Source organism: Achromobacter colocynthidis, assembly GCF_057334535.1.
Window position 1 is genome coordinate 823,184 of sequence record NZ_JBHFIZ010000037.1, and the last position, 25,620, is coordinate 848,803.

The following is a 25,620-nucleotide window of genomic DNA, read 5'->3' on the forward strand; positions in this document are numbered from 1 at the left end:
AATCATGACTACGCATTCCGACCCCACCCTGTCCCGCCTGTTCACCCCGCGCAGCATCGCCATCGTGGGCGCGTCCGCCACCCCCGGCAAGATCGGCGCCATGCCGGTCAGCCTGCTGCGTCAGCATGGTTACGACGGCCGCATCCTGCCCATCAATCCGCGCGCCGATAGCATCCAGGGCTTGCCTGCCGCGCCCGACCTGGCCGCGCTGGATACCGACGTGGACCTGGTCATCCTGGCCGTGCCCGCTGCGCATGCCGCCCTGGCGCTACAAAGCGCGCGCCCTGGTCAGGTTGGCGGCGCGGTCGTATTCACGTCAGGCTTTTCGGAAACGGGCGCGGAAGGCGTCGCCATGCAAGAGGCGCTATGCGCCATCGCGCGCGAGCGCGGCATCCGCCTGTTGGGGCCCAACTGCCTGGGCTACATGAACGTGCGCCACAAGGTCTACGCTACGTTCTCGCCCGCGCCCGCCAACGGCGCCGTGGCGCTGGGCGGCATCGGCATGGTGTCGCAAAGCGGCGCGTTCGGCGCCTATGCCTATTGCATGGCGCGCGAACGCGGACTCGGCCTGTCGCACTGGATCAGCACCGGCAACGAAGCCGACATCGACGTGGCCGACTGCATCAACTGGCTGGCGCATGACGCCGACACGCGGGTCATCATGGCCTACATGGAAGGCTGCCGCGACGGCGCCAAGCTGCGCGGTGCACTGGCCGCCGCGCGCGACGCCGGCAAGCCCGTGGTCGTCACCAAGATCGGCCGCACCCAGGCCGGCGCGCAGGCCGCCGCGTCACACACCGCCGCGCTGGCGGGCGATGACGCCGTCTACGACGCGCTGTTTCGCCAATACGGCGCGCTGCGCGCCCGCAGCATCGAAGACTTCTTCAACCTGGGCTATGCGCTGGACACCTGGCAGCAACGCCCCCAAGGCAAGCGCCTGGGCATCTTCACGATATCCGGCGGCGTTGGCGCCTTGATGGCGGACGAGGCCGAGGAAGCCGGCCTGTCGCTACCCGAACCCGACTCGGCCGCGCAGGCCCGGCTGCTGGAACGCGTGCCCTTCGCCGGCCCGCGCAACCCGGTCGACGTCACCGGCCAGGTGGTGTCCGAACCCGGCCTGCTGCTGGCCACCGCCGACGACATGCTGGCCGACGGCCGCTACGATGCGCTGGCGGTCTTCCTGGCGGCCGCCGGGTCCTCGGAAACGTTGTGGCCCACCTTCGAAACCTTTGCCCGCGAGATGCGCGCCCGCCACCCCGACGTGCCACTGGCCTTCTGCGCGCTGTTCCCGCCTGAGCGCCGCCGCGAGCTTGAACGCTTGGGCACGCTGGTGTTCGAAGACCCCAGCGCCGCGATACGGACGATAGGCGCGGTGGCGGGGTTAGCGGGGGCCGCATCGGATGCCTCCACCCACACCTCCATGCCGCCAGTTGCGGCAAACACCGCGCCGCTGCGCGACACCTACAACGAAGTGCAAGCGATGGACGTTCTGCGCCAAGCCGGCCTGCCCGTGCCTGACTGCACGCTCGCCACCGACGCCGACGCCGCCGTGGCCGCCGCCATGCGCGCGACCGGCCCCGGGGTCTTGAAAGTGGTGTCGCCCGACATCCTGCACAAAAGCGATGTCGGCGGCGTGAAGCTGAACCTGTCGGGCGAAGACGCCGTGCGCCACGGCCACGCCGCCATCCTGGACAGCGTGCGCACGCACTGCCCCACGGCGCGCATCGACGGCGTGCTGGTCGCGCCCATGGCGCCCAAAGGCGTGGAGTGCATCGTGGGCATGCACAGCGACCCGGTCTTCGGCCCCGTCGTCATGTTCGGCCTGGGCGGCGTCTTCGTCGAAGTGCTGAAAGACGTCAGCTTCCGCCTGGCGCCCTTCGACCGCGCCCAGGCCCTGTCGATGATCCGTGAAATCAAGGGCTACGCGCTCCTGCAAGGCGCACGCGGCGCACCGCCTTGCGACATCAATGCGTTGGCAAATGCCTTGGTGGCGCTGTCGCGTTTCGCGGATGCGCGCCGGGAAGATTTCAGTTCCGTGGAGATCAACCCGTTGTTGGCGCTGCCGGATGGGCAGGGGGTGCTGGCTTTGGATGCGGTGCTTATTCCCAGCGCTGGGCGGTCATGACAATCTTGGGCGCTTGGGCACGACTTGCACTTCCAGCCCAAGCAGATCCAGCATGTTCAACACCTTCTGCAATTGCAGCGTGGGCTTGCCACGCTCAAGGTCGCCCACGAAGCGGATGCCTGTATTGCACAAGCCGGCCAGATCCAATTGAAGCAAGCCTTGCTCGCGTCGCAGCGTTCTCACCAGCTTGCCGACGTCCGCCGAGGTTTGAATGATCACCGGCGACTTGGGCGGTGCGTGCTGGAAAGACATGAAGACCTCCAAAATTACCGATCGGGAATATTCCGCGCAAAAAGTCGCATTCCGGCAGAAATATTACCGATCGGGAATATTCATTACCCCCGCTGCGTCGCGCAATGAAAAAGAGGGCGCCTTAAGTTCAGGCGCCCTCTCATCCCACTACCCCGCCGCTTACTTCAGCAGCAACGCATTCAAGCGCTTCACAAACGCGGCCGGGTCGGCAATTTGCGCGCCTTCAGCCAGCAGGGCCTGATCCAGCAGCAGCCTCGCCCACTGATCAAATTCACCATCTTCAGCCGCACGAATGCGTGCCAGCAGCGGGTGTTCCGGGTTGATTTCCAGCACCGGCTTCACGTTCGGCGCTTCCTGGCCCGCGGCCTTCAGCATGCGCAGCAGGTGCGGGCTGAGTTCGTTCTGGCCCACCACCACGCACGCCGGCGAATCCACCAGGCGCAGCGTCACGCGCACTTCCTTGACCTGCTCTTCCAGCGTCTTTTGCAGGCGCTCGACCAGCGGCTTGAAGTCTTCAGCCACTTCGGCCTGATGCTTCTTTTCTTCTTCGTCGGCCAGCTCGGCCAGGTCCAGGCCGCCCTTGGCCACCGACACCAGCGACTTGCCATCGAATTCGCGCAGGTACGACAGCATCCATTCGTCAACGCGGTCAGACAGCAGCAGCACTTCGATGCCCTTCTTGCGGAAGATCTCCAGATGCGGGCTGTTGCTGGCGGCGGCGAAGGTGGCGGCCGTGACGTAGTAAATCTTGTCCTGGCCTTCCTTCATGCGCGACACGTAGTCGGCAAACGACACCGTCTGCGCCTGGTCGCCCGACTGCGTGGACGCAAAGCGCATCAGCTTGGCAATGCGTTCCAGGTTGGCGGAATCTTCACCCGCGCCTTCCTTCAGCACCTGGCCGAATTCCGTCCAGAACGTGGCGTAGTCTTCCGGCTTGTTCTCAGCCAGGTCTTCCAGCAGCGACAGAATGCGCTTGGCCGAGCCTTCGCGAATGGCACGCACGTCGCGGCTTTCTTGCAGGATTTCGCGCGACACGTTCAAGGGCAGGTCGGCGGAATCGATCACGCCGCGCACAAAGCGCAGGTACGACGGCAGCAACTGATCGGCGTCGTCCATGATGAAGACACGCTTCACGTACAGCTTCACGCCGTGGCGGCCGTCGCGGTCCCACATGTCCATGGGCGCGTGCTTGGGCACGTACAGCAGTTGCGTGTATTCGCTGCGGCCTTCCACGCGGTTGTGCGTCCAGGCCAACGGGTCGTCGTAGTCGTGCGACACCGTCTTGTAGAACTCGCGGTACTGCTCTTCGGTAACTTCCGACTTGCTGCGGGCCCACAGCGCATTGGCCTGATTCACCGTTTCCAGTTCGTCGGTCTTGACCTGCTCGCCCTTTTCCTGATCCCACTCTTCCTTGGCCATGCGGATCGGCAAGGAAATATGGTCGGAATAGCGGCGCAGAACTTCACGCAGCTTCCAGCCGTTCAGGAAGTCGTCTTCGTCGGCACGCAGGTGCAGCGTGACGTCGGTGCCGCGCGTGGCCTTGTCAGCGGCGCCAATCGTGAACTCGCCCTGGCCGTCGGATTCCCACTGGATCGCGTCCGTGCTGCCGGCGCGGCGGCTGACCACCGTGACCTTGTCCGCCACGATGAACGACGAGTAAAAGCCCACGCCGAATTGGCCGATCAGTTGCGCGTCTTTCTGCTTGTCGCCCGTCAACTGGGAAAAGAATTCCCGCGTGCCGGAACGCGCGATCGTGCCCAGGTTGGCCACGGCTTCTTCGCGCGACAGGCCAATCCCGTTGTCCGAGATGGTGATGGTGCGCGCGGCCTTGTCGTAGCTGACCGTGATGGCAAGCTCGCCATTGCCTTCCAGCAAGTCGGGCTGGTCAATGGCTTCAAAGCGCAGCTTGTCGCAGGCGTCCGATGCGTTCGACACCAGCTCGCGCAGGAAAATTTCCTTGTTGCTGTACAGCGAATGGATCATCAGGTGCAGCAGTTGCTTCACCTCGGCCTGGAACCCCAGGGTTTCGGACGTGGAAGACGTGGCGGTTTGGCTCATGGTTCTACGTGAAGTAAAAAAATTAGGGACAAATAAAAGGGAATGCAAAGAACCGGGATGCCGGGGCGGTGTGCCCGCGCGGACTCCCGGAAACCCTACTGAGGTGGGGGCTATCGGGAACTTTTCAAGGCCTCGTCGCGGCAGCAGCGCGAACCCCGCTAAAATCCCGCACTTTCTCCTACCCCCGGCCGGCCCTCCGCCCATGCAACCCGCCTCCCTGTCCCAACCCGCCCCCCACGGCGCCCCCGACGACGCGCCCAGCGCCGACCTGGTCTACGGCCCCGATGACCGCCCCGCACCGCCCGTCGCCTTCGTCGCCGCGTTGCAGCACCTGCTGGCCATCCTGGTCCCCATCGTCACCCCCGGCCTCTTGATCTGCCAGGCACTGGGCGTCAGCAGCCGCGACACCACGCTGATCGTGTCCATGTCGCTGGTCATCTCCGGCATCGCCACCTATGTGCAGTGCAAGCGCTTCGGCCCCCTGGGCGCCGGCTTGCTCATCGTGCAAGGCACCAGCTTCAACTTCGTGGGCCCGCTGATCGCCGGCGGCTCGGTCATGGTCAAGCAAGGCACGCCGGTCGAAGCCGTGATGGCCGCGATCTTCGGCGTCGTCATCGCCGGATCGTTCGTGGAAATGGGCATCAGCCGCATCCTGCCCTTCGTCAAACGCCTGATCACCCCGCTGGTAACCGGCATCGTCGTGCTGCTGATTGGCCTGACCTTGATCAAGGTCGGCCTGATCAGCATGGGCGGAGGTTTCGGCGCCATGGCCAACGGCACCTTCGCCAGCGCCGAGAACCTGACGCTGTCCGGCCTGGTGCTGGGCACCATCATCCTGCTGAACCGCGTGCCCGTCGTCTGGATCCGCAGCACCGCGCTGGTGCTGGCGCTGGCCGTCGGCTACATCGCCGCCGCCGCCATGGGCCGACTGGACTTCACCGGCGCGCGCGAAGCCGCCCTGTTCCAGATCCCCGTGCCGCTGCACTTCGGCCTGGGCTTCTCGTGGGCGCTGTTCGTGCCGATGCTGATCATCTACCTGGTCACGTCGCTGGAAGCCATCGGCGACGTCACCGCCACCAGCAAGGTGTCCAAGCAGCCCGTCGAAGGCCCGCTGTGGATGCAGCGCATCAAGGGCGGCGTGCTGGTCAACGGCGCGAACTCGCTTTTGGCCGGCGTGTTCAACACCTTCCCCAGCTCGGTCTTTGCGCAGAACAACGGCGTGATCCAACTGACCGGCATCGCCAGCCGCCACGTCGGCGTATGGATCGCCGGCATGCTGATCCTGCTGGGCCTGTTCCCCGGCGTGGCCGGCGTGCTGCAAGCCGTGCCCGAACCCGTCCTGGGCGGCGCCGCCATGGTGATGTTCGGCGCGGTTGCCGCGTCCGGCATCAACATCCTGGCCGGCATTCAGTTGGACCGCCGCGCGTTGTTGATCATCGCGGTGTCGCTGGCCTTGGGGCTGGGCGTGTCGCAAGTACCGGAAATTCTGTCGCACCTGCCGCATGCGGTGAAGAGCGTGCTGGAATCCGGTGTCGCCACCGGCGGGATCTGCGCCCTGGTGATGAACTGGTTCTTGCCGGAAAAGAAGTAGGTCGTGCTTGAGGGCTGGGTCCGTTTTCGGCTGAATGGCCGGGCGGATCTGGCTCTGATCAGGGGCTGGATGTGGGGCCGCCTGACAATTTTTGAAAGTACGCATATAATCGCTGTCTTCGTTCTCCCGCAGCCGTCATCTGGACGTGTTCGCGACCCCCTTGCCCGGGTGGTGAAATTGGTAGACGCAGGGGACTCAAAATCCCCCGCCGCAAGGCGTGCCGGTTCGATTCCGGCCCCGGGCACCAGAAAGCTCTCAAGCATCCGCCGGTTTTTTTGAGACCGCGCAACGAAAATTTCTCATCATTTATTGCGCATACGTTCCGCCTCTTGATGGCGTAGAGCGATGTGGTCGTGAACGGCAGGTTCGTTTGATGAGCCGAGAATGCGCTACCGAAGATTCCAAAGCCTCTGCATACGCAGAGGCTTTTTCGTTGATGCGTCTGGCGCGGGAGAAAGCAAGCCGCACGTTCAGCTACTCGTCCATGGCTACTTCCCAACATACCCAATTTGGGTACAATCAAACCCAATATGGGTATAACGATCGAAGCCCCTCTCACGCACAGCGGTCTCGCCGACGCGCTTTTCCCTGGCACCAAACAACGGGTGCTGGGGTTGCTGTTCGGCCAACCGGATCGCAGCTTCTATGCCACGGAAATAATCGGTCTAGTCTCCAGCGGATCCGGATCGGTGCAACGCGAGTTGGCCAACTTGGCGCAGACTGGCTTGGTCACGGTGAAGGCGGTCGGCAATCAGAAGCACTACCAAGCCAATCCCGACTCGCCCATCTTCGCGGAACTATGCGCGATTGTGCAGAAGACCATCGGCTTGGCCGGACCGCTACGCGAGGCGCTCGCCCCTCTGTCCTCAAAGATCATGGCGGCGTTCGTCTACGGCTCGGTTGCTAAAAATACCGACACCGCCCGCAGCGATATTGATCTGATGCTGCTTAGTGACGACATCAGCTACGGCGATGTGTTTGCGGCGCTGGAAGATGTGGGGAACAAGCTTGGTCGGCCGGTGAACCCCACCATCCTCACACGCAAGGAATTCACGAAGCGAGTAGAGGCACAAGAGTCTTTCCTGACCCGAGTGCTGGCGCAGCCCAAGATCTGGATCATAGGAGCCGACGGTGACCTCCCCACTTGAAAAGCTGAGTGGCCCGGGAAAATCGTTGAAGGCTGAGCCTCCCGATACCAAAGAATTTGAAGGCCTGAAACGCTCGGGGCACGCAAGGCTGCGCGACGCCTGCAACGTGTCGCTTTCAATAGAGAGCCGCTTCGACTTGGCCTACAACGCCGCCCATGCGCTGTGCTTGGCGGCGCTGCGTAGAAGTGGGTATCGCTGCACCAATCGCTATCTTGTCTTTCAGCTCTTGCCGCACACACTTGGAGTCGGACCGGAGGTGTGGCGCGTTCTGTCGAAATGCCATGACATTCGCAATCTTGGTGAGTACGAGGGCGATTTGAACGTGGATGAACGGATCGTCACTGATCTGGTGACGGCATGCGACGTTGTTGCGGGGAAGGTTGATGCGTTGGGGCCGATAGACGCGTGACGCACTAGCGGCAGCTTGACTCCCCCTTCCCATACAGACAACAATCGGCACAATCGCGCCCGAACCTCTGCTGCTGGCTAGCCCGGCAACATGTTCGGGCCTTCTTATTTCTGAGGCATGGATTTGGCCCAACAGCCGCGACTTGGGCTTGCCGCTTACTCTGATTTAGAGCATTTAACGCTTGAGCCGCCGCGACAGATGGTCGTGGCTGCGTGGTGCGAACACACCCATTTTTGGCAAAGCTGCTCCCAGCATGGAATTTTGTAGTCTGACACCATTATTCAAGGCCTAGAGACAGGCCTGGCCGACATCATGTCCACGTCTACCGCTCAAGCGACGAGCATCTATCAGGTGCTGGATACCTCGGCGGACAAAGGGCTTAACGTGGCTTACGACATGCTAGGCAAAGTCGCAAAGCGCGAGTTCTACGAACTAGGTCATATGTTCTGGGATGCCCTGAATGCACTCATGATGGCAATTGCCGTGATTCTTATTCAATTGCCTGCGGCCGCGACCATCATCATGGCAAAGCTCGGTCTCGGAATAATGCTTGGTCTCGGACCACTGTTTATCGCGGCGCTAATGTTTCCAGTCACCGCGAAATGGTTCGACAGATGGTTTGAGCAGGCACTGGCCTATATCCTTGAAATTGCCATCACAATGGTTGTCGTTTCTGTCGGTGTGGCGCTATTCAAGGCGCTGTTCGACAGGGTAATAAGCACGACCCACGCACAATCCCATCAATTCGTTTGTGCAGATCATCGTTCTTGCCTTGATCATCTTCTTCGCGTAGAGAAAAATCGAGTGGCTTAGGGGCGAGACTGGCTGGCGGCATCGCCTTTGACGCGGTGACCTTCAGGAGCATGACGCAGGGTATTGGCAACGTGGTGAATCCTAAGACGACTCGCCGCGATATGCAGTCGGGCATGATGGTTACTGCTGGTCGAACCAACCACATGATCGCAGGCAAAACCATGTGGAACCCAGCCTATCGGCAACACGTCTTGCAGAACATGGGCAAGAACTGGGGACCGGCAACGGGCGGCTCCGTCAACGCATGTTGCGTCCGCATCGGCCTCGCCATCAGCGAGGCCTTTTCATTTATGGCCGCACATATCTCCGCGCTACGCTTGGCCAACCCCTTCGGTTGCATCCCGCGTCCGTTATTGCCGGACTGGCCGCGGGATGCAGGCCCAGCGGCTCCGCCTTGTTCCCGCCCCTGGCCGACAGGCTGCACGGCTTCCAGAGGCATCAAGGGTGAAGGCTTCGCCCGGAATCCTCACCCGTTCCCTGCGCTGCGCTGCGCTTCGGGCTGCGGCTTCCGGTCCCGCCCTTGACGCCTTCTTCCGGCCAAACGACGTCAGTAGCAGTGCTGTCAAGCGGATGGCGGGTCAAGAGGGGTTGGTGCGGCCCGCAGCCCCGCACCCTTGACGCGGCAGGAGTGCCCTACGCGAGCCCCGGGGGCAGGAGTTCCGGACCAAAGGCCCGCAACCCCTGCTCCCGAAGCTCGCGCCGGCGAGGGTGGAGAGTCCAGAGAGGCAAAGCCTCTTTGGAAACTTACTACGAGGCAGGCACCCGGCCGATAGTGCTGCCGGTCGCAGATAAAACAAGACAATTTCAACGTACACCCTTTTGGGCTGCGCGTACCTAAACCAGAATACCCCTACCTCTTGTAATATCGAGTTACCTACAGCAAGGAGACACCATGACTGGGCGAAGGTAAGCGCGGGGGACAGCTTCCCAAAACCATATCGGATAACGAACGCAGCCGATGTGAAGCGGCTGTCCACTACGTGCGAGCGTCCGTCGGTCTAGAAGGCTTCTCGCTCAGTGAAGCAGATGAGGCTCACGCCCGGCGTTTCATCAAGGGCGAGATAAGCCTGCAAGAGTTTGTGCAGCCGCGCGCTAACGCGCTAGCGCTCCCAAAGTCTTCGTCATGACGAAGAAATTTAGGATTTGGGGACTTGTGCAGGATAGGCTGTCGCCGGTTTTTGTCATGCATGCAGTTCGCGTGCAGTGATTTTTCTCAAAAGTGACGGAAAGCGGTCAGTAGCGAGATTAAGAAAGTTCAGCAAACCGCTGCGCAGAAAGCATACGACCAACACTAATACAACTGAGGGTGAAGAATGCAGTGGATTTCGGACGAGGACTTGAAGACTTGGAGTCGCCGCACGGATGCGCGTGAGATTTTCATAGATCTCGTGGGCGACCTGATTCGCGCAACCGTGGGGGACCCAAAGAAATTTAGATTTCCAGGCCAAAGTGCTGGAACACTTCGCGGCTTTGATGGCGATCTGGAAACAACCGAGGCAATATCGAGAGTACCAGCTAAAGAATCCAAATGGGAATTTGGCACAACATCTGCAGGTAGGGCAAAGGCGCAGGAAGACTACGACAAGCGCACAGGGGCCACCCCACCGGACGTGATGGCAAGAAACGCTTTTGTCATAGTCAACCTCCATTCTTGGGACACACCCAGAGAGCCACTAGTGAATTGGCTAGGTGAGCGAAATGCTGAAGGAAATTGGCGAGAGGTTCATTTTATCGACGGCACCTCACTCGTCAGCTGGCTTGAAGAAAAACCGGCAGTCGCAGCCAAATATGCGAAAAACGTTCTTGAAAAAGCCCCAAAAAACGGCGCGCTTAGTACAGACGAGTTCTGGCAGCGATACAGCAGCAGTTTCAAGCCTGTGTTAACAGAACAAATGCTGCTGTGTGAACGAAATGAGGAGGCAGAACAACTTTTACAAGTGCTCCTAGGGAACCCTCAGAATTTCACGCTGGGAGCAGATACGGCTGAAGAAGTTATGGCATTCGCTATTGCAGTAATTCGAACTGCACCGGACGAAACCCGGAGGCTTCTTGAAAACCGGACTATGATCGTCGAGAGTTTCGAAGCAGCTCAGTTCCTATTAGGAAAAAAAGGCATGAACTTCCTAGTGTGGAAGGGTGCAGATGAGCTTGCAGGAGCACTTGGACAAATAGGCCCAACGCTGACAGCTGCGACCGGCGTGCAACGAAAGCGGCAAGGTCTTTCTATCCTCAAACGGCCCTCAGCCAGCGCGATGGCTGAAGCTATGGAGTCAATGGGTATTGACCGACAAGATGGCTACGAACTGGCCTTTCGATGCGGGCGAAGCCTTACCATTTTCCGTAGGCTGCATCCCGCTGCGGGCATTGCCTCTCCTGCTGAATGGGAGCATTTGGCAGCGTCACTGAAGCCCGTACTACTAGCAGGGGCATGGACTACCGACTCGGCTCTTGACAAAGATATCATCTCTGGACTGTCAGGCGGAGCGGACTATAGCACCGTAGAGACTTTAATTCGACCGACGTTAACTATGTCTGACCCGCCATTCGACAAAGTCGAACAAGTTTGGCAGATACGGGCTGCTGTAGATGCATTTCCACACTATGGTCACCTCGTCGATGACAATGATCTTGAGCGTTTTAAGGCGGCTGTCGTTCGAGTGCTTAGCCACCAAACAGTCAAACCAACTGAAGATGAAAAATTCTCCTTTCGCTATCGGGCACCAGACGATTACAGCGACTGGCTACGTGACGGCCTTGCATACACATTAATGCTATTTGCAGTTATGCCTGAGGTAGGTGGTCTACAACTGAATGGTACGACTTCCCAAAGATATGTCGATGATGTGATTCGCTCTCTGCCAAGTTTCGCCCAAAGCCATAAATGGATACTTCCACTACTACCTCAACTTTCGATAGTCGCGGAGGCCGCTCCCGTCCCTTTTCTGGAGGCCCTCGAGAAGAGCCTCGAGGGCCAAGCTAACGATGCTTTGGGACTATTCCAAGAGCCAAAAGAGAATGACTATCTATTTTCAGCGACTAGCCCCCATGTCTACGTTCTTTGGGCCTTAGAAGTCTTAGCATGGAACCCGGAGTATTTGTGTCGCACCACAATAGTTCTTGGAAAGCTTGCAGCTATCGATCCGGTCAAAGGTTCGAGAAATGGAAATCGCCCTTTAGATAGTCTTAGAGAAATTTTCTTGCCATGGCTGCCAAATACTGACTCCGATCTAAATCAGAGATTTATCGCAATCGACGGTTTGGTTCGCTCGCTGCCGGACGTAGCTTGGAGTTTACTTACACTGCTCCTACCGCAAGGACACGAAACAAGTTCACCTACCGCTCGCCCAAAACTACGGGACACAACGCCAATTAAGCCTGAGAAAATCACGTTTGGTCTGGTGTGGGAGACAGAATCTCGGATTATGGATCGAGTGATAGATCTTGCTCAGGGAGAAGAACACCGCGTCATTTCTCTCGTCAGACATATTGGAAATCTACAACCCACTAATAGGGCGCGCCTAACTAGCCTAATCGCCGACACTTTGGTTAGTTTCTCTAATTCTGAAGGCAGCGCTCTTTGGCACAAACTCAGAGATTACGTGGCACGTCAAGAATCCTTCCCAGATTCTGACTGGTCGCTTAAGGGAGAAGAGTTGGCTCAGATCAAGGCGTTACTGACTCACCACTACCCTTCTGATTTGGTAGCACAGGCACGTCATCTATTTGACGACTGGATTCCGCATGTGGGCGCAGACGCCAGAGGTTCTCTTGAAAAAGTCGAGTCGGAACGTGCTGCAAGCCTCCTTCACATTTATTCAGAACTTGGCATTCCTGGGCTTCTGCGTCTCGCAAAGACCGTTAAAATGCCAAATCAAATGCGACAGGCATTTTATGCTTTAGAGCTTTCGAACGACGATGCGACAGATCTCATATTTGCTCTTCTAGATGTTGGTGGGGAGTGCTATAGCCTCGCCTCAGCACTTTGCGCTAGCTTAAAGCACCGGCATGGCGAAGATTGGCTACACCACTTCACAACAGTCATCGTTCCGCGCTGCAGATCGGAAAAAGAAGTCGCTTGGCTGCTTGCAAACTGGCCGAATGACTCGACCACTTGGCAGTTCGTTGCATCACTAGGACCAAATGTTCAAAATTCGTATTGGCGAGACTTTGGTTCTTTACCTATAAACGCGTCTATCGAGGAAATGCTCAACGCAATCGAAGAGCTTCGTCGAGCCAATCGCAGTGTGGTTGTACTAAATTCACTCTACACCGATGTAGAGAAAGTTGGTTCAAAAACCTTATTATCGTTGCTTGATGATTCTGTTGCAGAGCTTTCGAATGGCAATGGCGCCTCCTCAATACTTTCAAATTCAATTAGTGAGGTATTTAAGGAGTTGTCAAAAAGAGACGATTTGGATCTCATGGAAGTTGCTCGACGCGAATACGTCTACCTCCCTCTAATTGAAGACAGAATAGACGGTCTCTCCATTCACGCCCTGCTTGCACAAAATCCGGCTGAATATGTGGCAATGATTAGGAATGTCTTCGTTAGCAAAAACGAGGACCGAAACCCAAATCCTTCGGAGGAGGCACGAACGAGAGCAAGGATGTCGTACCGCCTGCTCAAGTCTTTTCATACCATCCCTGGTGACAAAGAAGGCGTCATTCACGAGCCTACTCTTAGTGCTTGGATTTCAGAAGTTCGCAAACAGGCGGCCGAAACTGGACACGAAGGCATCACTGACGAATTTGTCGGTCAACTCCTTGCGCATTCACCGGCAGAAAATGGCACCGGAGCTTGGCCATCAATAGCAGTAGCAACCATCCTAGAACGAATCGCGTCAGATAGAGTAGAGCGTGGACTCGAGATCGAGCGCTTTAATATGCGAGGCGTCTACTCCAAGGGAGCACTTGATGGGGGAGCACAGGAGCGAGAGCTTGCTGACCGCTATCGCCAATGGGCACAGCAAGCGACGGCAGCCCGCACCTCAGCAATGTTAGGTAGGATAACTGCGGAGTGGGAACAGAGAGGTAGGCAAGAAGATGTTGAAGCAGAGAAAAGAAAACTTAAACGATAAGTTACCCACTACCTCCTAAATGTACCTGTACTGGACCGAAATTTCGGTACAGTACAGGTACAACGATCAGTTTTCACCAATTCAGCTAAAAAAACTCCTACTGATTTAAAACTGGTTTTACCTATTTCAGCCTACGCTAGAATTCGCCGCATTTCCCTGTAGAAACACCGTAAATCACCGACTCAAAATTCCCCGCCGCAAGGTGTGCCGGTTCGATTCCGGCCCCGGGCACCAGAATTCCTCATGTGACGCGCGTTAAACACGCTTCGTCCACCATCGCATCATCCCCTCCAAGCATTGCCCTCCTCGAGATTAGACGGCCATACCCCCCTGTGATATGGCTCGACCGCGCTCTTCTGTGCAGCATTTTTTCCTGTCATCTTTCGCCGAACGTAGTGGCCGACGCCACGTGTAGAGAGGGCTACCGGTTCTAGCAGGGCTAGCAGAGCGACGCCTTGACTACCGGTCCAGTACAAACATAATTGACCCAATCGCGCCCAAGCCTCTGTGGCTGGCTAGTCCAGCAACATGTTTGGGCCTTCTCATTTCTGAGGCGGAGGTTGGCTACCACGACCCGATGGCCTACCAGCAGGATCGCTTCATCATGCCGCAAGCCTGCGCTGACTTCGGGCACAGAGGTAAGCAACGCAACCAGTGGCGCGAATGGTCTAAGTCCCAACGCACGCAATTAAACCGGTCTCGAGAAGATTGCATCGTATGGCATCGCGACAATGGCAAAGCTACCCCATTCTGGGTCGCGGTCGAAGCCTGGGACTTTGTATTGCTATCCAAGTATTTTGAGATGCTGTGCGTGAGACACCGCCAACGCATATCCAACAGACTAGGCGTTGCGAATAGCCAAGTCCTGAAAGACTGGCTGCAACAGATCAATACGTTGCGGAACCGATGCGCGCACCATGCACGGGTTTGGAAGTCATCGAGCAATACGCTCGCACACTCGTCCCATCCCTCTTTCGAAACGCCGCCCAGCCTGTCGTGCCAGTTCGGCGCAAACATACCCAATTTGAGCACGATCGTACCTAATTTGGGTATACCCCCCCTCCGAACGCCACCCGGAGCTTCAGCCGCTAAAACCACCCTTGCGATAAGCTTGCCTCCACCTGCCCCCCCCCCCGTGAACACGACCTCTGACAAACCGGAGCACCGATGGCAATCAAGGCAGTAGCATTTGATGTGTTTGGAACATTGGTCCACATCGAGCGGCCCACTCGTCCCTTTCGAAAGTTGGTCCGGCTGCTACACGAAGCTGGTCGTCGTCGACAGCGCGACGACGGTATTCGAGCAATGAGCAACGCGTTAGACCTCAGGCAAGCGGCAAGTCTGTTCGGCGGAATAATCAGCGAAAAGAACCTATGCGCGTTGGAAGCCGAATTGCATGAAGAGATCCAATCGATTTCTCTCTTTGACGATGCCATTCCCACGATGGCGGCTCTAAATGACCGGGGCATCAAAGTAGCGCTTTGCTCCAACCTTGCCGCGCCTTACGGGCCGCCGGTACTCAAGCTGTTGCCCGTCCAGCCGGATTTCTGCGCCTGGTCGTACGAAGCCAGCGCCGTGAAGCCGCAGCCAGAGATTTACCAATACCTTTGTGATGGAATTGGCTGCCAACCCGATGAGATTCTCATGGTGGGAGACACCATCGAAGCCGATATGGTCGGGCCTCGCAAATTCGGCATCCATGGGTATCACTTGAGTAGGCAGGCATCCACGCCTGCTACCAGCGATTCTCTCCGCTCGCTAAGCGATGTACTCCATCTTATTTAATTGACTTGAGAATTTTGTAGCCCGACATTTGCAGCGCCTTGCAGGCGCTCTCAACACTAGCGCGCCCCAGCCTCCTTAAGCCGCAGACGGTGCGCAGCGACCTTTGCGCGATTGCCGCACACGGCCGTGCTGCACCATCTGCGTCGATGGCCGCGCGTGTGGTCGGCGAATATCAATGTGCAGTGCTGGCCCTCGCAAGCCTTCACATTCGAAAAATCTTCTTCGCACACGAACTTGGCGAGCGCTTCGCCAATCGGCAGTAGCAAAGATTCCGGCGAGCGCCAGCGCCGCGTCATGCGCCACTCAAGCGAGTGGCCGGCTTCGGATTTGTGGGCCACGATCTGCCCAAACCCTTCGTCTCGTTCAAGCAATCGGTTCAACGGCGCCAACTGCTGGATATCCGCGACGCCGAGCGGCTGTCCTTTACGGCTCAGCACAAATTCCCTGAACCACTCGCGCAGGCTTCGGCCCCCCCCCGCGACGCTATCGAGCTCGCCGGGCATGGCCTCAGCCCGAAGCGTATCCAGCGTGCTTGCAGGCACAAGGCCCGCTTGCTCGATCCACGCCAAGAAGCCGCTACCGCTGTCTATCCAGTCAATCTGCACATCTGTCGGCGTGGCGATGGAGTTGAGGAAATCAAGAGCCATTGCATCAGCAATGAAGATCGCGGGCGAGCGGTGAAGGCCCATGTCAGCACCTCGTGACAGCCCGGGGATGAACCCGGGCGATTGGTAACTTATAAAAAACAGTTTGACAGGTTACCACCAGCATACGTAACCTGGCAAACACTGCTGGTTAGGTTACTAACACCAGAGCCTAGGTTTAGAGAAAAATGCGGGATACAAGCTGAAAAAACTCTGAACCTCAGGCCAGGAAGCCCTTCCTACAGACTAAGCGCGCACCCGATCGATAACCTATTAAGACCGCCTATACCTGTCACCTGAAAGGAAAATATCATGTCGAAAATCTCATACCGCTTTGCCAACGTAGATGGCTTGAACGTTTTCTATCGTGAAGCTGGCGCTGTCGGCGCGCCCAAGCTCTTGCTGTTGCATGGCTTTCCCAGCTCAAGCCACATGTTCCGCGACCTGATCCCGTTGTTGGCGGATCATTTCCACATTGTTGCGCCCGATCTTCCTGGCTTTGGCCGTACGGATCTGCCCTCGCGCAATGACTTCAACTACACCTTCGACAACATGGCGAATGTCATTGACCGGTTTACGGACGTGGTGGGGTTTGATCGCTATGCAATGTACGTATTCGACTATGGCGCGCCTACCGGTTTTCGCTTGGCGGTGAAGCGGCCGGAACGCATTAGCGCAATCATTTCCCAGAACGGCAATGCGTATGAAGAAGGGCTGAGCGAAGGCTGGAATCCGATTCAAGCCTACTGGCGCGATCCGTCGGAAGAAAACCGGACGGCGCTACGCGCCCTGCTGACGCCCGAAACAACGTTGTGGCAATACACGCACGGCGTGTCCGATGCGACCGCGGTATCCCCGGATGGCTACACGCTGGATGACTTCTATCTGGCTCGCCCGAACGCCGATGAAATCCAGCTCGATATCTTCGGCGATTACAAGAGCAACGTTGCGCTGTACCCCACTTTTCAGGCGTATTTCCGGACGCATCAGCCGCCCTTCCTTGCGGTGTGGGGCAAGAACGATCCGTTTTTCTTGCCAGCAGGGGCCACCGCATTCAAACGGGATATTCCCGACGCGGACATTCGCTTCTTCGATACGGGTCATTTCGCGTTGGAAACCCACGCCGAAGAAATCGCAACAGCGATTCAGAGTTTCCTGGCTTCCCGCGCCTGAGTCTTGGACATCAGTGTGCAACGCAACGGCACACACATGGATTCATCGGCAATGCTGCGCCGTGGCGGGAAAGCCCGCCAGGCCTGCACGCCGGCCGGCCTCGGAAACCGGCAGAATGGTGCGTTACGCCATCGGCAAGTAGACTGCGCCTGTGGCCGACTGTACCGAGTGTCGAACTCCCCATCCTATGCCCCAACCCGACTGGCTAAGTCACCTTCTGAAAATGATCGTCGTTACCGGCCGGCTGGAATTCCGCTGCGCCTACGGCGCGCCATGGAGCGTGGTGTACGACCAGTCCGCGCCGCGAGAAATTCCCTACCACGTCGTGCTGAAGGGTCGCGCCATCCTCGATGATCCAGAGGGCAATACGGCCGGAGAACTGGCCAGCGGCGACATCGTGCTGATGCCTCACGGATCCGCCCACGTGCTGCATGACGGCAGTGGACGCATAGCGGCCCCCGCGCACAATCGCGAGGATTCAACGGGTTGGACAATCAGCGAAAACAACGGCACTGGCGAGCAACTGGACATGTTGTGCGGGCGCTTTTTCATAGCGCCTCCCCATGACAGGCTGATTCGCGATTATCTACCCACGAAATTGATCGTGCGGACAGCGGATAGCAATGACGCGGCGAAAGCCGATCCCCCCTTGAATCACTTGGCGAGTCTGGTCGGCCTGATGCGCATGGAATCAGCCGAGGGCAAGCTGGGCGGATACGCCATGCTCAACGCATTGTCGTCGGCGCTGTTCACGCTTACGTTGCGCGCGGCGAGCGAGTCCGCACAGGCTCCCGTGGGGCTGTTGGCGTTGGCTGGCCATCCCCGGCTGGCGCCCGCCATCTCGGCCATGTTCAGCGCCCCCGCCAAGCCTTGGACCTTGCCCGATCTGGCCAGGCTGTGCAGCATGTCGCGCGCCACCTTCATGCGTCACTTCCAGGACAAGTTGGGGCGCTCAGCTATCGACATGCTGACGGACATCCGGATGAGCTTGGCCGCCAACGAATTGAAGAAGCCGTCGATGACCGCCGAAGCCGTAGCCGAATCGGTGGGCTATCAATCGGTGTCGGCGTTTCGGCGCGTGTTCACCGAATGGATGGGGATGACTCCTGGAGACTGGCGCCGCGCGTCGCGACTGACCCCGGAAGAGGAACGGTAGCGCGGGATGCTGGACCGGACCATGCCGAACGAGAGCCTATGACTTGATCCTAATTAGGTGTTTTTTGATATTTAATAGGCTCGAACAGATCGTTTTGCGGATCTAAAGTGGAGGCTCCTAACCACCACATTGAAGGAAACACCATGAGCCGCATCGCTATCCCCGCCATCGCATCCGCCACTGGCGCCACCGCCGACGTGTACGCCCAAGTCAAGAAAATCGCCGGCGGCTCCGTGCCCAATTTGTTCGCCGCCCTGGGCCACCTGGCCCCGGCCACCTTGGGCGCAGTGCTCAACGCTGAAGGCGTGCTGGCGTCGAGCAGCCTGAGCAAGCAAGACCTCGAAACCATCAAACTGCTGGTCAGTGAGCAGACCGGTTGCGATTACTGCGTGGCCGCTCACCACATGCTGGGCAAGATGGTTGGTCTGTCGGCCGATGCCTTGCGCGCCATTCGTGCGGGGCAGCCCACCGGTGACGCCAAGCGCGATGCCTTGATCCGTTTCGTCTTGAACGTACAGAACACCAGCGGCACCATCAACGAAAATGAATTCGCAGCGATTCGTGCCGCGGGCTACACCGACACGCAACTGGCCGAGATCTCGCTGGCGATCGCACTCACGATCTTCACCAACACCTTTAACCGTATCAACGACACCGACGTCGATTTTCCGGCCGCCCCGTAAACCGTCGTGCCGGGCGAGTGGTGATGCGCATCCCCTCGCCTGGCACTGCCATGTCGCAACGCACGCCAACAACAGGGACATCATTCATGACCGCACAAGCTTTTGAATTTGACGGACCTCGCGGCTATCGACTCGTTGGCCGGCTGGAGCTGCCGGATGCCGAACCGCTGGGCTGGGCCATACTTGCCCACTGCTTTACCTGCGGCAAGGACAGCTTGGCGGCCAGCCGTCTGGCGCGAGCCCTGGCGGCGCGCGGCTTCGGCGTACTGCGGTTCGATTTTGCAGGGCTGGGCAATAGCGGTGGCACGTTCGCGGACGCGACGTTCGCGGCGGACGTGGACGATCTGGTCGCTGCCGGCAATGCGATGGCCGAAGACGGCAAGCCTCCCTCCATTCTGATCGGCCATAGCTTGGGCGGAGCGGCTGCCTTGATGGCCGCCGGCAAGATGCCAGGCATACGTGCAGTGGCCACGCTGGGCGCGCCTTTCGACGTCAGCCATGTCCTGCATCAATTTGATCCCGGGAGTCTCCAGGCCATCGAAGCACAAGGGCAAGCCGAGGTCCTGCTTGGCGGCCGGCCATTCATCGTGCGCAAGAGTTTTGTCGACGACCTGGGGCAACACGATCTGGCGTCGCGGATCGCACAATTGCGAATTCCGCTACTGATTCTGCATTCGCCGCTGGATGCAACGGTGAGCATCGAAAATGCCGGGCGCATATTCGCGGCCGCCAAGCATCCGAAGAGTTTCATTTCGCTGGACGATGCCGATCATTTGCTCACGCGCAGGGCGGATGCAGACTACGCCGCGGCGATAATCTCGACATGGGCGAGCCGATTTCTGCCCGCGCAAGGGTGACGCGGAGGCCTCTACGCCCCACAAACCATTACGCTGCTGGCAAACTAGGCAACCTGCATCCCGTTGATAAAAATCACCATGACCCATGCATTGCTTCGGATAGGCTTATGCGCAATATGAAAGGCAAGTCCTCGTCCAACACGGAAGGCTATTTGTTTTCTGATCAGATAGGTCACCTGCTGCGGCGTGTCTATCAGCGGCACACCGCGCTGTTTCAGCATTACATTCCCGACTCCCAGCTCACCGCCGCGCAGTTTGTCGTGCTGTGTTCGGTACGGGATCATGGCGCGAGTTCGCTGGCTGATCTGGTCAAGGCGACTGTCATAGACCAGGCCACCGTGCGCGGCGTGGTGGATCGCTTGAAGCAGCGTGAGTTGGTGCAGGTGGACCACGACCCCGTCGATCGGCGCAAGGTGGTCGTGAGCCTGACGCCCGTTGGGCAGGCGCTGGTGCAAGAGATGGAACCGTTTGCCAAGCAGATCACCGAAAGCACCTACGGCAATCTGAACCCGGCCGAGCGCCTGGCGCTGGATTTTCTGCTGACCAAAATGCTGAACGGCGACGAACAGGTCTGAGCTGTTCGTCGCCGTTCTTGGCAACTGCGACGCCGGCATACACGCCAGCGCCGCCGCGTTTTACCCCATCATCAATCCAGCGCGCGGTTACGCGATTCCACGTCCACCGACGCAATCGCCACCGCACCCGCCAGCAGCATGCTGGACAGCACCACCAACGACAGCGTGAAGTGGCTGGTCATGATGGGCGCGATGATGGCCGGTGCGAACAGCCCGCCAAAACGCGCCACGGCACCCGCCATGCCCATGCCGCTGGCGCGCAAATCGGTCGGGTAGACCTCCGGCGTGAAGGCATACAGCGCGCCCCAGGTGCCCAACAGCGAGAAGCTCATCAGCAAGGTGGACCCGATCACCACGGCGGGTGCGGTGCCCAGGCTGTAGAGCATGCAGCCGACGGCGCTCAAGATCAAAAAGCCGATCAGCGTGGGCTTGCGGCCCCAGCGTTCCACGCCATAGGCCGACAGCGCAAAGCCCGGCAACTGCACCAGCGCCAGCAGCACCAGAAATTCCTGACCGCGCATGAAGGCGAAGCCGGCGGTGCTGAGCTTGATGGGCAGGTAGACGAACACGCCGTAGTACGCAATGGAGATCAGCGCCCACGCCAGCAATAGCCCGATGCTGCGGCGGCGGTAGCTGGACGAGAACAAGGCGAAGATGGATTTATGGACGGGCGTTTCCGGTTGCAGCGCGGGCACTTCGACGTCGCGGCGGTTCACGCGGGCCACTCGTTCCAGCACCTTGCGCGCCTGGTCTGACTTACCGTTGCGGTTCAAGTACATCGGCGATTCGGGGATGTAGAAGCGCAAGACCACACCAATCAAGGCGGGCAGGCCGGTAACGAAGAAGATCACGCGCCAGGCATCGTCGCCCCAGGACACGGCCGCCAAGGCCAGCAGCGCCAGGAAGATGGTGCCCACGGCCCAGAACGATTCCAGCAGCACCAGCCAGCGGCCACGGCGGGCGCTGGGCAGGAACTCGGCCATCATCGTGTAGTCCACCGGCAGCGTGCCGCCCACGCCGATGCCCGTCAGGAAGCGCAGGAACAGCAACCACGTGAACTCAGGCGCGAAGGCCGAGGCCACGCCCGCGCAGGCGTCGATGACCACCGCGATCATCAACACCGGGCGGCGCCCGATGCGGTCGGCCATGCGGCCGAACATGAAGGCACCGATCAGCATGCCGATGAAGAAGAGTGTGCCCGTTTGCAGTGCTTGCGGCACGGTGATGCCGAAGGTCTTTGCAATGGACGGCGCGGAAAAGCCGATGGACAGCACCTGCATGGCGTCGGCCATCCAGACCAGGCCGAATATCACGAATAGCCGATATTGAAACTTGCCGACGCCCGCCACCTGAATGGCTTTGTCCACGGAAACCAATGAAGCTGACATAGATGAAACCCCTTGATGTGATCATCACTAAAGCCGTACGCGTTATGGCCGCGTTTTCCTTAATTCAGCTCCGCATGGTTGCGTAGCCGTTTAATCGTCGTGGTGGGATCGGGCCAGGCGTCTTCGTCCGGCGCAAAACGTTCCCGCAAATAACCCAGCAGATCGGCGACCTGCTTGTCGTCCAGGCTGTCTTTGAAGCCCGGCATGTATCCCAGCGCGTCATCGGCGGGCTCCTGGATGCCGTGCAGGATCACCTGGATCAGGTTGTCCGGCGTGGCGGCATGCAGATTGGTGTTGGCGCTTAGCAAGGGCTTGGCGCCAAACAGCGTGGGCCCGCTGCCCGCTTCGTGACAGACCGCGCAAGCATTCTGATAGATGCGTTCGCCGTTGGCGCGTCGGCCTTGGAGGGAATGGATCGTCGCGGCGGCGGGTGCGGGCCGGGTCGCGGTCGCGGTCGCAGTCGCGGCGGCAGGCGATAGCGAAGACGGCGACGAAGGCGAAGACGAAGACGAAGACGAAGACGAAGACGAAGGCGATGACGATGACGAAGCTGCTGGAGAAGAAGATGCCGACGCCACAGGCGCCGCAGCGGGCTCACCCTTCGGCTTCGGCAAATCCAGCAAGTACGTCGTGATGGCCTTCACGTCACTGTCCGGCAATTCAGCCAAGCCGTGGATGACAGGCGCCATCGGCCCAGCCGCCACGCCGTGGCTCGGTGAATAACCGGTGCGCAGATACTGAAACAGCTCATCGCCCGTCCAGGCACGTGGGCCGCTGGCAAGTTGATTCAGGGCGGGCGCGGTCCAGCCCTCGGCTTCGCCGCCGGCCAGGTAATGCACGCCCTTCTTCTCCGCGCCCAAGCGGTTGCGTGGCGAATGGCAGGCGGCACAGTGGCCGACGCCTTCCACCAGATACGCGCCGCGCAGCCATTGCACGCTGCGTGACGGGTCCGGCGTGAAGGACGTGGCGTCGTGGAACAGCGCGTTCCAGCCCGCCAAGAGCGGACGCATATTGAAGGGGAAGGCCAACTCCGTTTTTGGCGGCTCGGACTTCACGGCGGGCTGCGACATCAGGTAGCCGTACAGCGCCTGCATGTCCGCATCGCTGAGCTTGGCATAGGCCGTGTACGGAAATGCGGGATAGAGCTGGCGGCCGTCCTGGTGTACGCCCTGGCGCATCGCGCGTTCGAATGCGGGGTACGACCAGCGGCCGATACCGGTGTCGTTGTCGGGCGTGATGTTGGTGGAATAGATCGTGCCGAAGGGGGTGTCCAGCGCCAGCCCGCCCGCGTTGGCCTTGCCTCCTGGCGCAGTGTGGCAGGCGATGCAATCACCCGCGGCGGCGACAAGGCGGCCGCGTTCGATGGCGCGCATTGAATAGAGAGAAACGTCGGGGCCTGCCGTGAGTGGCAACGCGGGCTTCAGCGGCCAGAGCGCGGCGGCGACGCCGGCAAGCCCTGCCATGCCTGCCGCCAGCCCCATCCATCCTCGCGCCAAGACGCCGCGAGCACGCGCCGGGCGCTGGTCCGCCAACGCCAGCCGCAAGGATTCCGTGTCGAACGGGGCTTGCCGCAGGCGCACGCCGGTTGCATTGTGAATGGCGTTGGCAATGGCGGCGGCAGCGGGCAAGGTGACCACGCCATCCACGGCCAACTGCCCTTGCTTCACTACGCCATCCAGCGCGTTGGCCGTGGCGTCGCGCTGTACCAAGCCATCACCGCTTTCATCGCGGCGCAGTGCGACTGCGGCGTCGGAGCCAGCCTGTTGCGATGGGCTCGTCCAATCGTCAAAGGCCGGCGGCCCCGCCAGCAGACGGCGCGCGTTGGCCAGCAGCCACGGGGTTTGTTGTTCGATCTCGGCCTGCATGGATGCGGCTTGCGCCGGGTGCAGGTGCTGGCTGTCGTGCCCCGCCACCACGCGCGTGACATCGACATGGCCGGTCTGGGGTTGCACCGATACCTCGGCCACCCAGGCGCTCCACACCATGCGGGCGGCGCCGTCGTCATCCACGCATTGCACCTGTGCGGTGGCGAAACCCGTTCCATGCAGCAGGCCCGCGCGCGGTGCAGCGGCGGCGTCGGCGTGGGCGTGGGCATCGCCGTCGGCGCGCGACGTTGCGCGGTCCACGACTTGACGCGCTAGCTCGCGGCCCTTGCCTTCAGGCAGGTGTTCCAAGCGCCAGGCGATAGGGTCTTTATCTTGGGCCAGCGCCGCTTCATGCCACTGGCTTTCTTGCGCAAAAACCTGCGCGGCGTTCAATTCGTCCACACTGGCGCGCAACGGCGGCAGCGCGCGTCGGGACCACGTTACGGAATCGCCGCACACCGTCGCATGCGCCGACGCGCTGGCCTGCCCAGGTTGGCTCAACAGCCGTGCCAGGCTGGGGCGTACTGCCCAGGATGCGTCGGACAGCAGCGCCGCAACGCAAGCATCGGCAGGCGATGCAGGTTGAGGCGTCACGGTAAAGGCGTTGGAAGCAGCAGCACTCAGGGCAGCAGCACTCAGGGCAGCGGCATTAGAGGCTACGGCGTCAGAAGCATCGGCGTTCAAGGCAACGGACTCGGCCGTCGCGCCAGTCAGCGGCACACGCAGCACCAGCTCGTCGGCAGCGTGCGACTGGCAAGCCACGCATACCGGCCGGCCCGCGGCTTGCGACAGCAGTGCGGCGTCGGCGGCGGCATCCATCAAGTCCAGCGGGTGCACCGCGTCCTGGCTTTCCGCGACCGCGCCGTCGACCGCGCCATCCACCGTCACACTGATCGTGTCTTCCGCTTGTTGCAGCAGCGCCGCCAGTTCGCGGCGCACCTGTGCTTGCGTGGCGGGCGTGCATGCCGGCAGCCACACACTGGCGTGTCCGTTCAGCACCCATGCCGTCGCCCTTGCGCCGGCACGCGGCTCGGACGATGGCAGGCGCATGCCATAACGAATCTGATCCGGGTCGGCCGCATCCGCGCGCGGGGTTTGAACGGCGTCCGGCGCGTGCCAAACAGGCGCCAAGGCCACGGCCGCTTGCCGCGCGTGAACCGGCGACACCGCCACCACACCGGCAAAGTGCGTGCGCTGCACCGCCATTACCACGCCGGCAAGCCCACGTGCCTGATCCAACTGCGCGTGCTGCAAGACACTGCCGCGATACCGCGCGCCATCCCACAACACGCTGGGCGGGCGCAACGCCACGCCGTGCAACAAATCGGCGGGCAAGGCAGCGGGCAAGGCAGCGGACAAACCCGCGTGATGGTGCGGCAACGCCAAGGTGTCCGAACTCATCGCGTGGATCCGCCGTCGGCAACACCCACAACACCTGCAACGCCCGCAGCACCCGCAACACCGCCCCCATCCGCCGCTTGCGAGCCAGGCGCATCCGCCCCCTCCGCCCGCAAACGCACCGCCCGCAACGCGGCCTGCATGATCTCCACGTGCGTGCCGCAGCGGCACAGATTGTGGTGCAGTTCGCTGCGCAGCGCGTCTTCACCAGGATTGGGGTTACGTCGCAACAAGGCCTCCACCGTCATGATCATGCCGTTCAGGCAATAGCCGCACTGCGCGGCCTGGCAGTCGATGAAAGCCTGCTGCGTAGTACCGGGTTGCTCGCGCGTGCCCAAGCCTTCCAGCGTGACCACGGCACGCCCTTGTGCTGCCCGCACCGGAATGACGCAAGACCGCGCGGCCACGCCGTCGATCAACACGGTGCATGCACCACATTCGCCCAAGCCACAGCCGTACTTCGGGCCGTTCAGCGCCAAGTCATTGCGCAGCACATGCAGCAGCGGCGTGCCGGGATCGGCGGGCACGTCGCAGTCGCATCCGTTCACGCTCAGGCGGATCGGAGGCGGGGTGCTGTTTGAATTGACGGTGGATCCCATGGCGTGTGGCGCGTGTGCGGGTT

Annotated in this window: 20 protein-coding genes and 1 tRNA gene; 15 read left to right on the top strand and 6 right to left on the bottom strand. The window is 60.1% G+C overall.

Going from position 1 to position 25,620, the window contains the following annotated elements:
* Nucleotides 1-4 precede the first annotated feature (4 nt).
* Entirely contained in the window at nt 5-2,125 is a 2,121-nt protein-coding gene (locus ACE04A_RS23440; protein ID WP_485820565.1) for an acetate--CoA ligase family protein, read from the top strand.
* On the opposite strand, the gene ACE04A_RS23445 is transcribed toward ACE04A_RS23440, so the two are convergent.
* Complete coding sequence (locus tag ACE04A_RS23445; RefSeq protein WP_448716642.1) at nt 2,120-2,377, bottom strand: helix-turn-helix domain-containing protein; 258 nt, start codon at nt 2,375-2,377, stop codon at nt 2,120-2,122. The genes ACE04A_RS23440 and ACE04A_RS23445 overlap by 6 nt on opposite strands.
* A 159-nt stretch (nt 2,378-2,536) precedes the next feature.
* On the bottom strand, nt 2,537-4,435 hold the full coding sequence (gene htpG / locus ACE04A_RS23450; protein WP_485820566.1) for a molecular chaperone HtpG: 1,899 nt from the start codon (nt 4,433-4,435) through the stop codon (nt 2,537-2,539).
* Nucleotides 4,436-4,637: 202 nt separating this feature from the next.
* Here htpG and ACE04A_RS23455 point away from each other — a divergent pair, with 202 nt between their 5' ends.
* The 9 genes from ACE04A_RS23455 (at nt 4,638) to ACE04A_RS23495 (ending at nt 15,259) form a co-directional block, all read left to right on the top strand.
* A complete protein-coding gene (locus tag ACE04A_RS23455; RefSeq protein WP_259250597.1) occupies nt 4,638-6,026 on the top strand; it encodes a uracil-xanthine permease family protein in 1,389 nt (462 codons plus the stop codon).
* Nucleotides 6,027-6,188: 162 nt separating this feature from the next.
* Nucleotides 6,189-6,273: transfer RNA gene (locus ACE04A_RS23460), tRNA-Leu, on the top strand.
* Nucleotides 6,274-6,556: 283 nt separating this feature from the next.
* Complete coding sequence (locus ACE04A_RS23465) at nt 6,557-7,174, top strand: nucleotidyltransferase domain-containing protein (protein WP_448716644.1); 618 nt, start codon at nt 6,557-6,559, stop codon at nt 7,172-7,174.
* Nucleotides 7,158-7,583, top strand: a complete 426-nt coding sequence (locus ACE04A_RS23470) for a hypothetical protein (RefSeq protein ID WP_448716645.1) — start codon at nt 7,158-7,160, stop codon at nt 7,581-7,583. The genes ACE04A_RS23465 and ACE04A_RS23470 overlap by 17 nt, the downstream gene beginning before the upstream one ends.
* A gap of 312 nt (nt 7,584-7,895) precedes the next feature.
* Nucleotides 7,896-8,396 (top strand): type IV secretion system protein, encoded by a 501-nt coding sequence (locus tag ACE04A_RS23475; protein ID WP_448716646.1) that lies wholly within the window; start codon nt 7,896-7,898, stop codon nt 8,394-8,396.
* Nucleotides 8,397-9,331: 935 nt separating this feature from the next.
* A complete protein-coding gene (locus tag ACE04A_RS23480; RefSeq protein ID WP_448716760.1) occupies nt 9,332-9,523 on the top strand; it encodes an antitoxin VbhA family protein in 192 nt (63 codons plus the stop codon).
* 210 nt (nt 9,524-9,733) lie between these two features.
* Nucleotides 9,734-13,474, top strand: a complete 3,741-nt coding sequence (locus ACE04A_RS23485; RefSeq protein WP_448716647.1) for a hypothetical protein — start codon at nt 9,734-9,736, stop codon at nt 13,472-13,474.
* Nucleotides 13,475-14,051: 577 nt separating this feature from the next.
* Nucleotides 14,052-14,660: an Abi family protein gene (locus tag ACE04A_RS23490; RefSeq protein ID WP_485820597.1), complete on the top strand. Its 609-nt coding sequence runs from the start codon at nt 14,052-14,054 to the stop codon at nt 14,658-14,660.
* Nucleotides 14,642-15,259 carry an HAD family hydrolase gene (locus ACE04A_RS23495; protein ID WP_448716648.1) on the top strand — a complete coding sequence of 206 codons (618 nt, stop codon included), beginning with the start codon at nt 14,642-14,644 and terminating at the stop codon, nt 15,257-15,259. Before ACE04A_RS23490 ends, ACE04A_RS23495 begins: the two co-directional genes overlap by 19 nt.
* A gap of 56 nt (nt 15,260-15,315) precedes the next feature.
* Here ACE04A_RS23495 and ACE04A_RS23500 read toward each other — a convergent pair whose 3' ends face one another.
* Entirely contained in the window at nt 15,316-15,948 is a 633-nt protein-coding gene (locus ACE04A_RS23500) for a CGNR zinc finger domain-containing protein (protein WP_485820567.1), read from the bottom strand.
* Between the two features lie 267 nt (nt 15,949-16,215).
* On the opposite strand from ACE04A_RS23500, the gene ACE04A_RS23505 reads away from it, so the two are divergent.
* The 5 genes from ACE04A_RS23505 to ACE04A_RS23525 all read left to right on the top strand — a co-directional run bounded on the left by ACE04A_RS23505 (nt 16,216) and on the right by ACE04A_RS23525 (nt 20,347).
* Nucleotides 16,216-17,076 carry an alpha/beta fold hydrolase gene (locus tag ACE04A_RS23505; protein ID WP_448716651.1) on the top strand — a complete coding sequence of 287 codons (861 nt, stop codon included), beginning with the start codon at nt 16,216-16,218 and terminating at the stop codon, nt 17,074-17,076.
* Nucleotides 17,077-17,263: 187 nt separating this feature from the next.
* Nucleotides 17,264-18,232, top strand: a complete 969-nt coding sequence (locus ACE04A_RS23510) for a cupin domain-containing protein (protein ID WP_448716653.1) — start codon at nt 17,264-17,266, stop codon at nt 18,230-18,232.
* A 143-nt stretch (nt 18,233-18,375) separates the two neighbouring features.
* Nucleotides 18,376-18,915: a carboxymuconolactone decarboxylase family protein gene (locus ACE04A_RS23515; RefSeq protein WP_448716655.1), complete on the top strand. Its 540-nt coding sequence runs from the start codon at nt 18,376-18,378 to the stop codon at nt 18,913-18,915.
* Between the two features lie 86 nt (nt 18,916-19,001).
* Nucleotides 19,002-19,772: an alpha/beta hydrolase family protein gene (locus tag ACE04A_RS23520; RefSeq protein ID WP_485814094.1), complete on the top strand. Its 771-nt coding sequence runs from the start codon at nt 19,002-19,004 to the stop codon at nt 19,770-19,772.
* Between the two features lie 107 nt (nt 19,773-19,879).
* Entirely contained in the window at nt 19,880-20,347 is a 468-nt protein-coding gene (locus tag ACE04A_RS23525; RefSeq protein ID WP_050445665.1) for a MarR family winged helix-turn-helix transcriptional regulator, read from the top strand.
* A 71-nt stretch (nt 20,348-20,418) separates the two neighbouring features.
* On the opposite strand, the gene ACE04A_RS23530 is transcribed toward ACE04A_RS23525, so the two are convergent.
* Genes ACE04A_RS23530 through ACE04A_RS23540 form a run of 3 tightly spaced genes read right to left on the bottom strand, consistent with a single transcriptional unit; the run spans nt 20,419 to nt 25,597 of the window.
* Complete coding sequence (locus tag ACE04A_RS23530) at nt 20,419-21,735, bottom strand: MFS transporter (RefSeq protein ID WP_100854258.1); 1,317 nt, start codon at nt 21,733-21,735, stop codon at nt 20,419-20,421.
* Nucleotides 21,736-21,794: 59 nt separating this feature from the next.
* Complete coding sequence (locus ACE04A_RS23535) at nt 21,795-25,001, bottom strand: cytochrome c (protein WP_485820568.1); 3,207 nt, start codon at nt 24,999-25,001, stop codon at nt 21,795-21,797.
* Nucleotides 24,998-25,597: a (2Fe-2S)-binding protein gene (locus ACE04A_RS23540; protein WP_448716659.1), complete on the bottom strand. Its 600-nt coding sequence runs from the start codon at nt 25,595-25,597 to the stop codon at nt 24,998-25,000. Before ACE04A_RS23540 ends, ACE04A_RS23535 begins: the two co-directional genes overlap by 4 nt.
* Nucleotides 25,598-25,620: the final 23 nt, after the last annotated feature.

Coding starts and splice junctions, on each gene's coding strand:
- ACE04A_RS23440 (WP_485820565.1), top strand. CDS start 5: ATGACTACGCATTCCGACCCCACCCTGTCCCGCCTGTTCACCCCGCGC.
- ACE04A_RS23445 (WP_448716642.1), bottom strand. CDS start 2,377: ATGTCTTTCCAGCACGCACCGCCCAAGTCGCCGGTGATCATTCAAACC.
- htpG (WP_485820566.1), bottom strand. CDS start 4,435: ATGAGCCAAACCGCCACGTCTTCCACGTCCGAAACCCTGGGGTTCCAG.
- ACE04A_RS23455 (WP_259250597.1), top strand. CDS start 4,638: ATGCAACCCGCCTCCCTGTCCCAACCCGCCCCCCACGGCGCCCCCGAC.
- ACE04A_RS23465 (WP_448716644.1), top strand. CDS start 6,557: ATGGGTATAACGATCGAAGCCCCTCTCACGCACAGCGGTCTCGCCGAC.
- ACE04A_RS23475 (WP_448716646.1), top strand. CDS start 7,896: ATGTCCACGTCTACCGCTCAAGCGACGAGCATCTATCAGGTGCTGGAT.
- ACE04A_RS23490 (WP_485820597.1), top strand. CDS start 14,052: ATGGCCTACCAGCAGGATCGCTTCATCATGCCGCAAGCCTGCGCTGAC.
- ACE04A_RS23495 (WP_448716648.1), top strand. CDS start 14,642: ATGGCAATCAAGGCAGTAGCATTTGATGTGTTTGGAACATTGGTCCAC.
- ACE04A_RS23500 (WP_485820567.1), bottom strand. CDS start 15,948: ATGGGCCTTCACCGCTCGCCCGCGATCTTCATTGCTGATGCAATGGCT.
- ACE04A_RS23505 (WP_448716651.1), top strand. CDS start 16,216: ATGTCGAAAATCTCATACCGCTTTGCCAACGTAGATGGCTTGAACGTT.
- ACE04A_RS23510 (WP_448716653.1), top strand. CDS start 17,264: ATGCCCCAACCCGACTGGCTAAGTCACCTTCTGAAAATGATCGTCGTT.
- ACE04A_RS23515 (WP_448716655.1), top strand. CDS start 18,376: ATGAGCCGCATCGCTATCCCCGCCATCGCATCCGCCACTGGCGCCACC.
- ACE04A_RS23520 (WP_485814094.1), top strand. CDS start 19,002: ATGACCGCACAAGCTTTTGAATTTGACGGACCTCGCGGCTATCGACTC.
- ACE04A_RS23525 (WP_050445665.1), top strand. CDS start 19,880: ATGCGCAATATGAAAGGCAAGTCCTCGTCCAACACGGAAGGCTATTTG.
- ACE04A_RS23530 (WP_100854258.1), bottom strand. CDS start 21,735: ATGTCAGCTTCATTGGTTTCCGTGGACAAAGCCATTCAGGTGGCGGGC.
- ACE04A_RS23535 (WP_485820568.1), bottom strand. CDS start 25,001: ATGAGTTCGGACACCTTGGCGTTGCCGCACCATCACGCGGGTTTGTCC.
- ACE04A_RS23540 (WP_448716659.1), bottom strand. CDS start 25,597: ATGGGATCCACCGTCAATTCAAACAGCACCCCGCCTCCGATCCGCCTG.